Here is a 15,322-nt window from a genome sequence, read left to right as displayed (position 1 = left end):
TTTGTATGTAGCGGTACGAAAAAATACCCCTCAGAGAGGGGTGTCGGTGAGAAATTTGCCTAAAAAGACCCTAACTATGTATCCCTACCTGGGGGGATAACATCAGCGGGTTCCAGGCATGGGGTGGAGCGCTTGTCGTCAAGCGGCTCGCGTGTCGTCGCAGCAATTTTAGAACGAGTAAATCAGCCCTACGCCCAGCGAACGGATTTCGGCGTCGTAGAAGCTGATGTCGGCGTTGGATTTGCCGTAGGCGGCGCTGACGAAGGCGGACAGCGCTTTCTCGCCGAACAGCTGATGGCGCAGGTAGTTGAGATCGACGGCGTAGGCGTTGCTGTCGGCTTTTTTATTGCCGAACAGCGGGTTGCTCTGGTCGAAGCGCTGTTTGCGGAATTGCAGGCCGGCGCTGAGGGTGTTGAGGTCGCTGCTGTAGGCGTAGTCCAGGCTCAGGCCGTAGCTCTTGTTGCTCATCGCGCCGCCGTCCAGCTTGTCCTTGCCCCAGCTTAGACCCGGGGCCAGCGTTTGATTGGGAGCGAAGGCCCATTCATAGCCCGCTTTCAACAAGGTGGCGTCGCCGTTGCGGTTCAGCGTGGCGCGGTCCGCCGCGCTGAGGCCGGCCACGCTTTGGCCGCTGCGCTCGTCGTCTATCTTGATGTTGCGTTGGGTCAGCTGGGCCTTGAAGCCGGTGCCCATGATGTTTTCCCAGCCCAGCAACAGGCCGGTGGATTTGCGCTTGGTGCCGTCGCGGTCCACGCCCACGAGGTAGGGATCGGTCCAGGTGTTCTTGCTGAGGCCGCCATAGAGCAGGCCGGCGGAGACGATGCCGTTGTTGCCCACTTGCTGGCGCACGCCCAGTTCCAGGGTGTCGTCCATGCCCAGCGGGTCGTGAATCTGGCTGTCGAACACGATCTGGGTGCGGCTGGCGGCGAAGGTGTAGCTGAGATCCAGCACCGGCAGCGCGAAGGAGTCGTTGTGGGACTCCGGCGCGCTGTTCAGGCTGTTGGTTCTTTGGTTTTTGTCCCCCTTGAAGAGGTTGGATTTGACGCGGTTGCCGCCCACGCCCAGGCCGATGCTGCCGGAGAAGCCGTTTTCTTCCGGTATCGGGTCCGCCACTGCGAGTTGAGCCGCCAACAAAGCCGACAAGCCTACGCATATAGTGCGCATATTCATCATCCTCAAAATAAAAGAGCTGCCATGGTTTCCGACGACGCCGCGCCAAGCCGCATGGCGGGCGTCGCTTGTTTATGCAAAATGAATTGACTGTCCATATTAAGCCGGGGACCGGTCGAAATGTCGCTTCCTCCGCAAATTAAGCCTGAGATTGCTTTGTTTTAGCCGCGGCTTGTTGCGGAATTGCCATCGGCGGGCCTGCCGCCCGCAAGCCGGAAAGACTATCGCTTTGCGGACTAAGCGAGCCCGCGGCTAGGCCGCCGATGCGATGGGGAAAGCGGTTTGGTTTTGTGCATATATTAAATTTGTGGCGGAGTTTGATGCAAGAGGCGCTGCAACGCCGCCTCGTAGGTGTTGAGCCGGTCGATGTACTCGAACACGTCCAGCGGCGCGATGCTTTGCGTCAGCACTTGCTCGATCAGATGGAAGAAACCGGTCCAGCAAGCGCTGGCCGCGTCCGGGGCGCTGAAGTCGACGTCTTCGGCAATGCGCGCCAGCAGGAAGCGATCCGCGCTGCCGGGGTTGTCTTGCAGGAAAACGAGGTAATGGCCCGCGTACTCCCGTCCCAGCAGATAGGCTTGGCGGCGATCGGCCAGCGGCGGCACTGTCCAGTAGTGGGGCCGGGCCTGGTCGGGCAGTTGCGCGGCGAAGGGCAGCGCATGGTAAGGCAGGGGTTGGGGATCGGGCTGATAACGGCGGCGAAGGGGGTGATTGCGTTTCATGAAGAGGCTCCTTTGCGAGGTTCATGCCCGCGACTCCGCTCTCATTCGGGATGGCGAGCACGTGACAGGGTTGAGAGACCGGCGCAAAGGACCCGGCAGACCATGAAGGCCTCCCCGCCACGGCTTGCCGAAAAATGGGCGCAGGAATGGCGCCGGTTGCGCTGAACAACCGGGAATCTTTGCAGAACGGGCTCTCAATCCCGGTGCCTGTAATCTCAAGCACGGGCGCATTATTGCCGGCTCGCGGCGTGCTAGGCAAGCGCGGCGTTTCGCCCGGACCGAGGTGCGCGGACCCGGGGTGGCGGGCGGGGCTGGAAATATTGGTGGTAGTATTGAACGATCAGCAACCATGCCGCGAAAGGGCTGGCATGACGAGGATTCGCCGCTTTGCCTGGGCCGTGCCGTTGTTGCTGGTCTTGTCCGCCTGTTCGCAGCAGCGTTCCGCCGATGGTTCGCTCCAACGCCGGCTGGATCTGCAGGAAGCGCTGGCTTTCGTGCATCAGGATGTGCCGCTGGCCGGCAACCATCTGGTGCTGCGCTCTTCGCTGGGCGGGCGCTTCGAACTGAAATTCTATGATCGCCAACTGGTCGCGCCGCTGGACGCGCAATGGCGCCGGGTGCGCATCGCGGACGCCCGCGTCGTCGGCGAGGACGCGCTGGTGCTGTTGCGCGCGGACGATGCGGAATGCGCGCCGGCTTACCGCCTGCTGCAAGTGCGCGACTACCGGGTGCGCAGTTGGACGCTGGTGGCCAGCTGCAATCAGGAGGGGGCGATGACGGTGGACGAGGACGGCGGCGCATGGCGGGCGCGTCAGGCGCGCAATCGCTTGAACGCGATGCTGTGGACTTGGCGCGGTGGGGCGCTGGAGGCCAGGTTGGAGCGCCCGGCCTCGGCCTATGATTCGCCGCGGACGCTTTCCCGCGGCGGCGGGCGGGTCGCGCGCGGTCCGCGCGGCGGCCGCGGCGAGATGCCGGACAGCGAGCGAGGGCTGCCTCCGGCGGAGTAGGCGCTTAGAACCTGTTCAAAGTCTGCTGCGCTTCAGCGATACGGCGTTGAAAACGACTTCAGAATGCTCATGTACCACCTGTACATTCCGCTTCTTCTGCCGTTTCCGCCTTGTCTCGCCCTTGCTCGCGAGACTTTGAACAGGCTCTAAGACCCGCTAACAAAACCCCTGATCCCGCGTTGCGCCTCCTTGTCGTACGACTTGTACTGCCTGCGTCGGCGCGCCTTGGCTCAGGTGCGCTGCGCGGTTTTGTTAGCGGCTCTTAGTACGTGTTTACGATCTCGCGAGCCAAGGCGAGACAAGGCGTTGCGGCTGAGAAAGCGGAGTGTACACACGGTACATGAGCATTTCGAAGCCGGCACTCATCGCACAATGTCTCTACCGACGCGCAGCAGATCGTAAACAGGTTCTTATTGCGCCGGCGTCACTCGCACCTTGATGCTGCGCTCCAGCTGCACATTGCTGCGGCTGACGCCGATGAGCACGGTTTCCTGGCCGCCTTGGTCGCGGCCTATGCCGCCCACGGTCAGCCATTCACCCACCGCGCCTTCCACGGTGGTGGCCAATTTGGCGCTGTCCAGGTTCTGGCCGTTGAAGGCTTGCTGGCTGGTGGCCAGTTCCAGCGTCACCCGCTGGCCGTGCAGCCGCGGCCGGGCGTAGAAGCCGGTGACGGCGTCCTGGTAGCGCACGCCCACCACCGGCCGGCCGTCAGGGCCGAACATCAGCCAGGGCAGCGGCCGGCTGCTGCCTATCTCGATGAAGCCGGTCTTGCCGTCCAGCATACGCAAGGCCTGGCTGGCCTGCAGCCGGGTGTTGGACTGGCTGGCACCGCCGGCGATCACCACCTGGCTGCCGGGGCGCAGCGTCATCGGCTTGCCGGTGCTGATGCTGTAGCCGCCGCCCTGTACCTGGCCGCCCAATTGCACCGCGGATTTGCTTTCTCGGCTGACGCCATCCTGGGCCACTTCCACCAGCAGGGACGAGGATTTGACGTCCAGCTGGCGGATCAGCCGGCGCAGTTCCGCGCTGCGGCCGGGCGGGGCGTCCAGGATCAGCTGGTTGCCCAGCGCGCCCAGTTTTTCGCCGTCGCGCAGTTGCGGCCGCAAGGCGGCGGCCACTTCGTCGCCATCGCGCCAGTTGAGGGTGATCACGTCGGCGGCGTTGGCCGCGGCGGCGAGGCCCAGCAGCGCGACCGCCAATAGGGTTTTCTGTTTCGATCTCATGTCACAATTCCTTGCCGGAGCGCCAGATGGCCCATACCAGCCACACGCTGTTGAACATGGCCAGCATGAAGCCGACGAAGCCGAAGAAGGGCAGGCCGAACAGCTTGGGCCCGGCGTTGACGGTCATCACGATGGAGGAGCCGATGATCAGACAGCCGGTGACGATGCCCATGGTCAGCCGGTTGGTGCTGCGGTCCAGTTGACGGCCGAAACTGTCCAGTCGCTGCAGGTCCAGATTGACGCGGAACTTGCCGTGGCGCATGTCCTTGCCCATGCGCATCAGGTCTCGCGGCAGGCTGGAGAGCATGGCCAGCGCTTCGCCCAGCGAATGGCGGCCGCGTTTGAGCAGGGCCGCCGGGTGGTAGCGGGCGATGGAGAGCTCGCGCACAAAGGGGGTGATGTGGGCGATGAGCTGGAAATCCGGGTCCAGCTGGCGGCCCAGGCCTTCCAGGGTGATCAGCGCCTTGAACAACATGGCCATGTCCGGCGGCAGCAGGATGGAGTGGTCGCGGATCAGCGCCATGATGTCGGCGATCAGCTGGCTGATGTTGATGCCCTTGAGCGGCACGTGTTCGTACTGGAACAGGAACTCGCCCACGTCGTGGGCGAACTGGCGTTCGTTGACCGGGGTGTTGCCGGTCCATTCGATCAGCACGTCGATGATGCCGGCTTCGTCGCGGTTGGCCACGGCGGCGAGCAGATCGACGATTTCATCGCGGCGGCCATGGCTGATGCGGCCCACCATGCCGAAGTCGATGAAGGCGATGCGGTGTTCGGGCAGGAAGAAGACGTTGCCCGGATGCGGGTCCGCGTGGAAGAAGCCGTGGATCAGAATCATCTTCAACACCGCGTCCGCGCCGCGCTGGGCCAGCAGCACCGGGTCCAGGCCGCTGTCGGCCAGTTGTTCCAGCCGGGCGGCCGGCACGCCGGCGATGTAGTCCTGCACGTTGACGGCGGCGTTGGTGTAGTCCCAATAGACCTTGGGTACCTGGACTTCCGGATCGTCGGCGAAGTCGCGGGCGAAGCGTTCTGAATTGCGGGCTTCCACCGCCAGGTCCATTTCCCGCTTCAGCGAGCGGGCGAACTGGCCGACGATTTCCACCGGCTGAAAGCGGCGCACGTCGGGAAATTCCAGTTCCAGCAGGCCGGCCAGGTGGTTGAGGATGCGCAGGTCCGCTTCCACCTTGTCCACAATGCCGGGGCGGCGCAGTTTCACCGCCACGTCGCTGCCGTCGTGCAGGGTGGCGCGGTGCACCTGGGCGATGGAGGCGGAGCCTATGGGGTTGAAGTCAAAGTGGGCGAACACGTTTTCAGGCTCGTCGCCCAGCGCGGCCTTGACCAGGCGGCGCACCGCTTCCGGACGCACCGGCGGCACCCTGTTCTGCAGTTTTTCAAACTCGGCGATCCAGTCCGGTGGGAACACGTCCACGCGGGTGGAGAGAATCTGGCCCAGCTTGATGAAGGTGGGGCCCAGTTCTTCAAAGGCCAGGCGCACGCGCACCGGGGTGGGCGGGCGGTTTTCCGCCTCCGGCAGGTTGAGGTTCAGCCATTGGCCGGCCTTTTCCACCGCGCGCGGTAATTTTAGCCTTTGGGCGAATTCGCCCAGGCCGTGACGGATCAGAATGCCGCTGATTTCCTTCAGTCGCGGCAGGTCGCGCATGGCGATCAGGGTTTCTCTCAGCATCGGTTCTGCCTTGTGGGCATTGGGTTTTCGCTCAAAAACAAAGGCTTGCCGTCCGGGCGCGCCGGCGCCGTCCCGTCGCGCGGTTTCGCCGCCGGCCATGCCAGTGCGATGGATTGTACGCCATTAGTGCCGGCTGTCTCGTCCAAGGTTCAAGCGGGCCGGCCCAAAGCGCTGGAAACGGCCTGCCTGCGGCTTTACACTACCGCCCCCGTCCGATAGAGTTCGGCCTATGAAATTGCAACTCCGCTTAATGACTCTGGTGCTGGCGGGCTTTATGGTATTCGCTGAAGCGGCGCCGGAAAAGGCCCCTCCGGAAGGGCGCCCCGCGGCGGAAGCTAGCGCGCAGTCTGGCCAGGACGACCCCATCTCGAAATTCTCCTCCCCCGCGGAAGACGCGGTGGGGGATTTGTTGTTGCAAGCCATGAGCCTATTGGGCGTGGCCTATCGTTTCGGCGGCAACTCGCCGGAAAACGGCCTGGATTGCAGCGGCTTCATCCGCTATGTGTTTCAAAAGTCCTTGAAAGTGAATCTGCCGCGCACTTCCGCTGAAATGGCCCGCGTTGGGAAATCCATCAACCGCAGCGAACTCGTGCCCGGCGATCTGGTCTTTTTCAATACCCGCGGCTTCAGTTATTCCCATGTCGGCATGTATATGGGCAACGGCAAATTCATCCACGCGCCGCGCACCGGCAAGAATATCGAAGTGGCCAACATCAACCAGAGCTACTGGAACGGCCGCTTCAACGGCGCGCGACGGGTGAACCGCAGCACGGCGGCGCAGGCGGCGGACACTTCCGACGATCTGACCGTGGCGACGCCGACGCGCAAGGCCGCGGCGGTAAGCGCTCCGGCGGCGAAGTGCCGCAAGGGCAAGAAGTGCAAGCCGGAGGTCTCCGCCAAGAAGGGCGACAAGGCCGAAGCCAAGAAGTCCGGCAAGAGCGGCGGCAAAGCCGCGGCCAAGAAGGGCGGCAAGGCGGCCGGCGGCGCCAAGAAAAAAGCCAAGCGTTGATTGGCGGCTTAAGCTGATAAGGATGCAGGAACAACATTGCCCGCGTTGCGGGCAATGTGCTTTGGAGCGAAACGATGGCATTGAAAGTGGACATACCGGTGTGGAAAGACCCGCAAGGCAATGTGGTGGCCTGCGTGGAGAAGCTGAAAGTGATGCAGGAAAACCTGGAGGAGCTGGCCCAATTGGCGCAGGACGCCTTGGAGGACGCGGTGCTGATGGGCTGCGACGAAGGCCAGGTCAAGGATTTCCTGGTGCAGGTGATGCAAAGCCTGCACAACCCTTATCAAGGGCGCTGAGCGCCGTTTTCATCCACCCCCTCGGGCTACGCGCGGCGAGCCCGCGACTCGCTCCGGAAAGGAGCTTTTTTGATGCAGTGGCCTTTTGAAGCCTTTATCGGCCTGCGTTATCTGCGGGCCAAGCGCCGCAACGGTTTCATTTCCTTCATTTCCCTGATTTCCATCGTCGGCATCGCCCTGGGCGTGGCCGCGCTGATCATCGTGCTGTCGGTGATGAACGGCTTCCAGAAGGAAATCCGCGGCCGCATTCTGAGCGTGGCCTCGCATCTGGAGGTGAGCACTTACGACGGCCGGCTGGATCATTGGCGGCAGGTGGCCCAGCTGGGCGGCGCGCAGCCGCATGTGCAGGCCGGCGCGCCCTTCGTCAACAGCCAGGGCCTGTTTACCGCTTACGGCAATGTGCGCGGCGGCCTGGTGCGCGGCATCGAGCCGGCGCTGGAGGACAAGGTGGTGGACGTGGGCCAGCACATGGTGACCGGCAAGCTGGAGAATTTGCGCCCCGGCGAGTTCGGCGTGGCGCTGGGCGCGGAGCTGGCGCGCCAGCTCAATGTGGGCCTGGGCGACAAGGTGATGCTCTTCGTGCCGCAGGGCATGATCACGCCGGCGGGCATGTTGCCGCGTTCCAAGCAGTTCACCGTGGTGGGCATCTTCAAGGTGGACATGTTCGAGTTCGACTCCACCTTGGCGATGGTGAACCTGCGCGACGCCCAGGTGTTGTCGCGGATGGGGGACAGCGTCAGCGGCGTGCGCTTCAAGCTGGACGATCCGATGCTGGCGCCCACGGTGAAGCAGGCGCTGCGCGCTAAGCTGCCGCAAAACCTGGTGACGGATTGGACCGACACCAATTCCAATTACTTCCGCGCGGTGCAGATCGAAAAAAGGATGATGACCATCATCCTGACGCTGATCGTGGCGGTGGCGGCGTTCAATCTGGTGTCCACGCTGGTGATGGTGGTGACGGACAAGCAGGCGGATATCGCCATTTTGCGCACCCTGGGCGCGTCGCCGGCCAGCATCATGAAAGTCTTCATGATTCAGGGTTCGGTGGCCGGGGTGCTGGGCACCTTGTCCGGCGTGGCCTCGGGCGTGTTGATCGCCTTGAACCTGGACGTGATCGTGCCGCTGATCGAACGCGTCATCGGCAGCAAGATTTTGTCCAGCGAGGTGTATATGATCGACTACCTGCCGTCCGACGTGCAGTGGGGCGATGTGTCCACCATCACCCTGATTTCCCTGTTGCTGGCCTTGTTCGCCACGCTGTACCCCAGCTGGCGCGCGGCGCGCACGCAACCGGCGGAGGCCTTGCGCTATGAGTAATGTGTTGTCGTGCCAAGGGCTGGGCAAGTCCTATAACGAAGGCAAGCTGCAGCTGACGGTGTTGTCCGATGTCAGCCTGACGGTGGAGAAGGGCGCCAGCCTGGCCATCGTCGGCGCGTCCGGCTCCGGCAAGAGCACGCTGCTGCACCTCTTGGGCGGGCTGGACACGCCCAGCCAGGGCCGCGTGGAGGTGTTGGGGCGGGATCTGGCGACGATGTCCGAGGCGGAGCGCGGCCGGATGCGCAACGCTTCCTTGGGCTTTGTCTATCAGTTCCATCATCTGCTGCCGGAATTCAGCGCGCTGGAAAACGCGATGATGCCGCTGCTGATCCGCCGCATGCCGCGCAAGCAGGCCGAGCGGGAGGCCGGCGAGATGCTGGGCCGCGTGGGCCTGGGTCAGCGCTTGCAGCACAAACCGGGCGAACTGTCCGGCGGCGAGCGTCAGCGGGCGGCGATTGCGCGCGCGCTGGTGACCCGGCCCGCCTGCCTGCTGGCGGACGAGCCCACCGGTAATCTGGACGTGCACACCGCCAAGCAGGTCTTCGATCTGATGCTGGAGCTGAACCGCACGCTGGGCACCAGCCTGATCATCGTCACCCACGATCTGGAGCTGGCGGCGCGCACTCAGCGCACGCTGCGGCTGAACGAGGGCCGGCTGATGGATATGGAGCAGGAGCGCGCGGCCGCCGGCCAGGCGCTTTGATGTTTAGAAACCGGTTCACGCTCCGTCGCAAGGCGAGCGGCGCGTCGGTCCGCCCTTGGCGGCGGCCCCGCTTCTGCTCGCTAGACTTTGAGCCGGTGCTTTGAAAACCGAGCAAACCAACTCTGGGAGAAACCACATTGCTGTTCAAGCGTGAAGAAATCGACTTCGATGCCTTGCTGGATATTTTGCAAACCCCGTCCGGCCTGATGGAGTCGGCGATAGGCGTCTTGTGCGTGTTCATCGCTTTCTATCTGGCCCGTTTCGCCTTCAAACAGTTTTTTGATCACAATCCGGAGCGCTATGAGCGCTTCTTGCCCTATGTGGGCTTCCGTCTGGTGTTGCCGGTGGCGGCGCAGGCGCTGGTGATGCTGTCCCGCTCCGCCTGGGTGCATCTGCTGCACGAGCGCGCGATGGTGCTGCACTTGCTGAGCGCGATGCTGTTCTGGCTGACCCTGATCCGGCTGTGCTGCGCGGTGGTGCGTCAGGCGCTGCCCAAGGGGCGTTTCGAACGCCATACCGAGCATTTCCTAGCCACGGTGCTGTGGCTGGGCTTTGTCAGCTGGGCCATCGGCTTCGACATGGTGGTGATCGAGTGGCTGGAATCGATGTCGTTCTCGGTGGGTAAAAGCCGTCTGAACATGCTGACCATACTCAACGGTCTGTTGTGGGTGTCCATCATCGTGGTGGTGGCCTTGTGGGCCAGCCGTCTGATCGAATCCCGCTTGATGAATTTGAAGCATCTGGACCCCAGCTTGCGCATCGTGTTCGCCAAGCTGACCCGAACCGGGCTGCTGATCGCCGCGGTGCTGATCGCGCTGCCGGTGGTGGGCATCGATCTGACCGTGCTGTCGGTGTTCGGCGGCGCGGTGGGTATCGGCCTGGGTTTCGGCTTGCAGAAGATCGCCAGCAACTTCGTGTCCGGCTTCATCATCCTGCTGGACCACTCTATCCGCATCGGCGACCGGCTGATGGTGGAGAACCGCGTCGGCTACGTGACCAAGATGACTTCCCGCTACGTGGTGCTCAAGGGCGCGGACGGCACCGAGGCGCTGATTCCCAACGATTCGCTGATGTCCAATACCGTGGTCAACCAGTCCTATTCCGACAAGAGCATGTGGACCAGCTTGCCGGTGTCCGTGGCTTACGGCACGGATCTGGACAAGGCGCTGGCGCTGTTGCAGCAGGCGGCCGACCATCCGCGAGTGCAGAAGGACCCGGCGCCGCGCGGCTTCGTCACCTTGTTTGCCGACAGCAGCATCAATCTGGAGCTGGGCTTTTGGGTGGCGGACCCGGAAAACGGTTTCATGGGCTTGAAATCCGATCTGAATATGGCAATCTGGCGGCTGTTCCAGCAACATGGCATACAAATGCCGTTCCCGCAGCGGGAAATCCGCATTCTCAACGATAAGCCGCAAGACTAAGGCAGGGGAGACGCCGCCATGGCAGGCAAACGCTTGGCAATCATAGACGACGACGCCGCGGTGCGGGAGTCGCTGGTATGGCTGCTGGACGGCCAGGGTTATCTGGCCAGCGGCTTCGACAGCGCGGAGGAGTTTCTGGCCTGCCCGGACGGCGGCGACTTCAACGGCATCATCCTGGACCTGCGCTTGTCCGGCATGAGCGGCATCATGCTGCTGGAAAAGCTGGCCGGCTGGCCTTACTGTCCGCCGGTGATCATGCTCACCGCCCACGGCGACGTGCCGCACGCGGTGGCGGCGCTGAAGCTGGGCGCGTTGGATTTCATGGAAAAGCCTTTCGACGACGAGCGTTTGCTGGAGCGTGCCGAGGCCGCGGTGCTGCGCGACGAGCAGAACCGCCTGCTGCACGGCCGCCGCAGCAAGGTGTCCGCCGCGCTGTCCTTGCTGACGGACCGCGAACGCGAAGTGATGCAGCTGATCCTCACAGGCAAGCTCAACAAGCAGATCGCCGAGGAACTGACCATCAGCATGAAAACGGTGGAAGTGCACCGCGCCCGCGTGTTCGACAAGATGGGCGTCAAATCCGCGGTGGAGCTGGCCGGCCTGCTGGCCAGCCAGAGCCCGGCCAACGGAGGCAAGCGCTGATGGGCGACAAACAACCGGTGTCGGTGCTGGTGGTGATTCACACCGCGGACGGCCAGGCGCTGTTGATCGAACGCGCCGACAAGCCCGGCTACTGGCAATCCGTGACCGGCAGCCGCGAAGGCGAGGAAGCCTTGCGCGACACCGCGCTGCGCGAACTGGCCGAGGAAACCGGCCTGATCCTGGCGCGCGAAGACGCCCGGCTCAGCGACTGGGGCCTGGTCAACCGCTACGAAATCTATCCGCATTGGCGCCACCGTTATCCGGACGGCGTCACCCACAACGACGAGCATGTGTTCGGCCTGTGCCTGGAGCGGCCGCAGACGGTGACGCTGGCTCCGCGCGAGCATCTGGCCCAGCTCTGGCTGCCGTGGGACGCGGCCGCCGACAAGGTGTTTTCGCCGTCCAACGCCGAGGCGCTGCGGCTGTTGCCGCACAGGCTGGCGCCGGCGCCGGCGCGGCCATGAAGCCGCTGATCTGGCTGGCCGAGGACGAGGCCGGCATCGCCGACACCCTGATTTACACGCTGGAGACGGACGGTTTCGACGTCGAGTGGTTCGAGCGCGGCCTGCCGCTGCTGGAGCGGCTGGAGCGGGCCGTCCCGGCGCTGTGCATCCTGGACGTGGGCCTGCCGGACATCAACGGTTTCGACCTGTGCCGCCGTTTGCGCGAGCGCGCCGATGTGCCGCTGATGTTCCTGACCGCCCGCAGCGAGGAAATGGACCGCATCATCGGCCTGGAGATCGGCGCCGACGACTATGTGGCCAAGCCGTTTTCGCCGCGCGAAGTCAGCGCCCGCGCGCGCACCATCCTGCGGCGCTACGCCAAGGGCCAGGCGCCGGCCGCCGCGCCGGCGCCCGCCGGTTTCGAACTGGACGAGGCGCGCGCCTGCGTCCATTTCGCCGGCCGCAAGCTGAACCTGACCCGCTATGAATACCTGCTGCTGAAAACCCTGCTGGCGGAGCCGGGCCGGGTGTTTTCGCGCCAGCAGCTGATGGAGCGGGTGTGGCGCGACGCCGAGGACAGCTTCGACCGTACCGTGGACACCCACGTCAAGACCCTGCGCGCCAAGCTGCGCGACATCGACCCCGATGCCCAGCCCATCCAGACCCACCGCGGCCTGGGTTACAGCCTGGGCGAGTGAGATGCGCTTCGGCCTGCGGCTGTTCCTCGGCTATTTCCTGATCGTGGCGGTGGCCGGCTGGTTCGTGCTGGCCATTTTCACCCAGGAAGTGAAGCCGGGCGTGCGGCGCGCCACCGAGGGCACGCTGGTGGACAGCGCCAATGTGCTGGCCGGCATCGCCGCCGCCGACCTGGCCGACGGCGACATCGTCAAGGGACGGCTGGCCCGCGCCTTCCGCGACAAGGCGCGGCCGCCCATCGCCGCCAATATTTCCGGCATCGTCAAAAACAATATGGAGTTCCGCGTCTACGTCACCGACGCGCGCGGCGTGGTGATTTTCGACTCCAGCGGCCGCGATCTGGGGCGGGACTACTCGCGCTGGAACGACGTCTACCGCACGCTGCGCGGTGAATACGGCGCGCGCAGCACCCGCAGCAGGCCGGACGACGAAAACAGCAGCGTGATGCATGTGGCCGCCCCGGTGCGCCTGGACGGGCGCATCGTCGGCTCGCTGACCGTGTCCAAGCCCAATGTGACGATGGAGCCGGTGATCCGCCGCAGCGAGCGCAAGATCATGCTGGCCGGCGGCGCGCTGCTGGGCGCGGCCTTGCTGATAGGCGCGGTGATGGTGTGGTGGATCAACCGCTCCATCCGCCGGCTGGTGGGCTACGCCGAGGCGGTGGCGGCCGGCCAGCCGGCCAATGTGCCGCGGCTGGGCAGCCCGGAACTGGACAGCCTGGGCCTGGCGGTGGAGGCGATGCGGCGCAAGCTGGAGGGCAAGGCCTATGTGGAAGGCTATGTGCACACGCTGAGCCATGAATTGAAAAGCCCGCTGGCGGCGATACGGGGCGCCGGCGAACTGCTGCGGGAAGACCCGCCGCCGGACACGCGCCGCCGCTTCGTCGACAACATCCTGGCGCAGAGCCTGCGCATGCAGCAGTTGATCGAAAGGCTGCTGTGGCAGGCGCGGGTGGAGTCGCGGCTGCGGCCGGACGCCCAGCCGCTGGACTGGCCGGCCTTGATCGCGGAAACCGTGGACGGCAAGGCGCTGGCCGCCGCCGGGCGCGGCGTGAGCTTGGTTTGCCGGCTGGCGCCGGCCCGGCTGAACGCGGACCGCCTGCTGCTGGCGCAGGCGCTGTCCAATCTATTGGACAACGCGCTGGAGTTCAGCCCGCCGGGCGGCGTCATCGAATTGAGCGGCGCGCCGGAAGAGGGCGGTTATCTGCTCCGCGTGCGCGACCACGGGCCGGGCGTGCCGGATTACGCGCTGGAACGGGTGTTCGAGCGCTTTTATTCTCTGCCGCGGCCGGACAGCGGCAAGAGCACTGGCCTGGGCCTGAGCCTGGTGCGCGAAGTGGCCCAGCTGCACGGCGGCCGCGCCGAACTGGCCAACCACGCCGACGGCGGCGCCGAGGCGCGGCTGTGGCTGCCGGCGGGCTGAGCCCGCTTCGATAGCGAGTGGCTTCGGCCAACTTCACCGAGACTTCACACAGGCTCATTCCCGCTTCATCGCCTGGATTTAGGCTGTCCCCCGTCATGCAACCAGGAGACAAGCGATGAAAAAAAACCCCTTATTGACCAAGATACTGATCCTGCTGGCGCTGTCTTTGGCGCTGCTGGTGCCGGTGAGCGCGATCAGCAATCTGATTTCCGAGCGCAAGCACTACCAGGAAGAAGCGGTGGAAAAAGTGGTGGCCAGCACCAGCGGCGAGCAAACCGTGATCGGCCCGGTGCTGGTGATCCCCTATGTGGAAACCGTGGAGGAGAAACAGAACGGCAAGACGCAAAGCGTCAAGCACGAACTGGAACGCTATGTGCTGCCGCGCCAGCTGGCGGTGGACGGCAAGCTCAAGGTCAGCCCGCGTTCGCTGGGCATTTATCAGGCGCTGATCTTCGGCAGCGAGGCCGGTTTCAGCGGCCATTTCGAGATCCCGCCGCAGCCTGAGCTGCTCAAACCGTCGATTCAGCTGAAAACCCCCTATCTGGCGGTGGGCATCAGCGATCCGCGCGGCATCGGCAAAGTGCCGCAGCTGAGCGCCGGCGGCAAGCCGCATCCGTTCGCGGCCGGCGCCGGCCTGCCGCGGATGAGCGAGGGCATACACGCGCCGCTGCCGCAGTTGCTGGACTTCGCCAAGCCGCAGACGTTGCCGTTCGCCTTCCAACTCAATTTGCAGGGCACGCGCAGCATCAGCTATGTGCCGGTGGGCGAGAGCAGCACGCTGAGCCTGACGTCCAACTGGCCGCACCCCAGCTTCATCGGCAACTTCCTGCCGGTGCAGCGCAGCGTGGACGCCAAGGGCTTCAAGGCGCAATGGGAGAGCAGCTGGTTCGCCAATAATCTGAACGACCGTTTCCAGCAGGCCGCCTTTAGCGACGGGAAATCCGGGCTGAGCGCCTTGCCGTCCTTCAGCACCGGCCTGGTGCAGCCGGTGGACCAGTACCAGCAGAACGAACGCTCGGTCAAATACGCGGTGCTGTTCATCGGTCTGACCTTCTTGTCCTTCTTCCTGCTGGAAACGCTGCGCAGCCTGCGCGTGCACCCCATCCAGTACGTGCTGGTGGGCATGGCGCTGGTGATGTTTTTCCTGATTCTGCTGGCCTTGTCCGAACACCTGGGCTTCGGGCCGGCCTATCTGTTGGCGGCAACGGCCTGCGTCGGACAGATAGGCTTTTACGTCAGCCACATCCTGGGCGGCTGGAAACGAGGCCTTGGTTTCGCCGGACTGATCAGCCTGTTGTACGCGGTGCTGTACGGCCTCTTGCAGTCCGAAGACAACGCCTTGCTGCTGGGCAGCCTGCTGCTCTTCGCCGCGCTGACCGCCATCATGACGCTGACCCGGCGGCTGGATTGGTATCGTTTCTCCGCGCGGAGCGAGGAGGCCGCCGCGCCGCTGGAGCCGCCCCAGCCTTGAGCGCGCCAACGCATTGACAAAAGCATTTTTTGGCTAATTCACAAAACCGACATCATTAGGTAACGCGTTCTCGCTATCGTTTTCCCGCCCGGCCTCGTC

At 64.3% G+C, this 15,322-nt stretch carries 15 protein-coding genes; 11 read left to right on the top strand and 4 right to left on the bottom strand.

The genetic code is table 11. The annotated features are described in order from the left end of the window. Positions 1-168: 168 nt before the first annotated feature. A complete protein-coding gene (locus HQN78_RS06940; RefSeq protein WP_235088726.1) occupies positions 169-1,161 on the bottom strand; it encodes a DUF2860 family protein in 993 nt (330 codons plus the stop codon). A 305-nt stretch (positions 1,162-1,466) separates the two neighbouring features. Continuing rightward, the gene (locus HQN78_RS06935; protein WP_235088724.1) at positions 1,467-1,889 is read right to left on the bottom strand and encodes a hypothetical protein; all 423 of its coding nucleotides are present in this window, start codon (positions 1,887-1,889) and stop codon (positions 1,467-1,469) included. Between the two features lie 368 nt (positions 1,890-2,257). Between HQN78_RS06935 and HQN78_RS06930 the strand changes: the two genes are divergently transcribed. Further along, entirely contained in the window at positions 2,258-2,896 is a 639-nt protein-coding gene (locus tag HQN78_RS06930) for a hypothetical protein (RefSeq protein WP_235088722.1), read from the top strand. Between the two features lie 410 nt (positions 2,897-3,306). Here HQN78_RS06930 and HQN78_RS06925 read toward each other — a convergent pair whose 3' ends face one another. Both HQN78_RS06925 and HQN78_RS06920 read right to left on the bottom strand, forming a co-directional pair. Further along, a complete protein-coding gene (locus tag HQN78_RS06925; RefSeq protein ID WP_235088720.1) occupies positions 3,307-4,119 on the bottom strand; it encodes a hypothetical protein in 813 nt (270 codons plus the stop codon). A gap of 1 nt (position 4,120) precedes the next feature. Further along, the gene (locus HQN78_RS06920) at positions 4,121-5,803 is read right to left on the bottom strand and encodes an AarF/ABC1/UbiB kinase family protein (RefSeq protein ID WP_227108318.1); all 1,683 of its coding nucleotides are present in this window, start codon (positions 5,801-5,803) and stop codon (positions 4,121-4,123) included. A 229-nt stretch (positions 5,804-6,032) separates the two neighbouring features. Here HQN78_RS06920 and HQN78_RS06915 point away from each other — a divergent pair, with 229 nt between their 5' ends. From HQN78_RS06915 to creD, 10 genes are all read left to right on the top strand, one after another. Further along, a complete protein-coding gene (locus tag HQN78_RS06915) occupies positions 6,033-6,812 on the top strand; it encodes a C40 family peptidase (protein ID WP_235088718.1) in 780 nt (259 codons plus the stop codon). A 74-nt stretch (positions 6,813-6,886) separates the two neighbouring features. Beyond that, entirely contained in the window at positions 6,887-7,108 is a 222-nt protein-coding gene (locus HQN78_RS06910; protein WP_048415208.1) for a hypothetical protein, read from the top strand. Between the two features lie 72 nt (positions 7,109-7,180). Beyond that, positions 7,181-8,425: a lipoprotein-releasing ABC transporter permease subunit gene (locus HQN78_RS06905; protein WP_235088715.1), complete on the top strand. Its 1,245-nt coding sequence runs from the start codon at positions 7,181-7,183 to the stop codon at positions 8,423-8,425. Continuing rightward, a complete protein-coding gene (gene lolD / locus HQN78_RS06900) occupies positions 8,418-9,128 on the top strand; it encodes a lipoprotein-releasing ABC transporter ATP-binding protein LolD (RefSeq protein WP_235088713.1) in 711 nt (236 codons plus the stop codon). The genes HQN78_RS06905 and lolD overlap by 8 nt, the downstream gene beginning before the upstream one ends. A gap of 137 nt (positions 9,129-9,265) precedes the next feature. Then, complete coding sequence (locus tag HQN78_RS06895; RefSeq protein ID WP_235088712.1) at positions 9,266-10,549, top strand: mechanosensitive ion channel family protein; 1,284 nt, start codon at positions 9,266-9,268, stop codon at positions 10,547-10,549. Between the two features lie 18 nt (positions 10,550-10,567). Beyond that, the gene (locus HQN78_RS06890) at positions 10,568-11,191 is read left to right on the top strand and encodes a response regulator transcription factor (RefSeq protein WP_019100757.1); all 624 of its coding nucleotides are present in this window, start codon (positions 10,568-10,570) and stop codon (positions 11,189-11,191) included. Next, positions 11,191-11,655, top strand: a complete 465-nt coding sequence (gene nudB, locus HQN78_RS06885; RefSeq protein ID WP_235088711.1) for a dihydroneopterin triphosphate diphosphatase — start codon at positions 11,191-11,193, stop codon at positions 11,653-11,655. The genes HQN78_RS06890 and nudB overlap by 1 nt, the downstream gene beginning before the upstream one ends. Then, entirely contained in the window at positions 11,652-12,332 is a 681-nt protein-coding gene (gene creB / locus HQN78_RS06880; protein ID WP_107798977.1) for a two-component system response regulator CreB, read from the top strand. Before nudB ends, creB begins: the two co-directional genes overlap by 4 nt. 1 nt (position 12,333) lies before the next feature. Next, entirely contained in the window at positions 12,334-13,752 is a 1,419-nt protein-coding gene (creC, locus tag HQN78_RS06875) for a two-component system sensor histidine kinase CreC (RefSeq protein WP_235088710.1), read from the top strand. A gap of 115 nt (positions 13,753-13,867) precedes the next feature. Next, positions 13,868-15,223 (top strand): cell envelope integrity protein CreD, encoded by a 1,356-nt coding sequence (gene creD, locus HQN78_RS06870; protein ID WP_107798979.1) that lies wholly within the window; start codon positions 13,868-13,870, stop codon positions 15,221-15,223. The last annotated feature ends 99 nt before the right edge of the window (positions 15,224-15,322 follow it).

The sequence above is a fragment of the Chromobacterium sp. Beijing genome (assembly GCF_021496765.1).
GTDB lineage: Bacteria > Pseudomonadota > Gammaproteobacteria > Burkholderiales > Chromobacteriaceae > Chromobacterium.
Note: the sequence above shows the minus strand (reverse complement) of the source record. Positions and strands in the feature narration are given on the sequence as shown.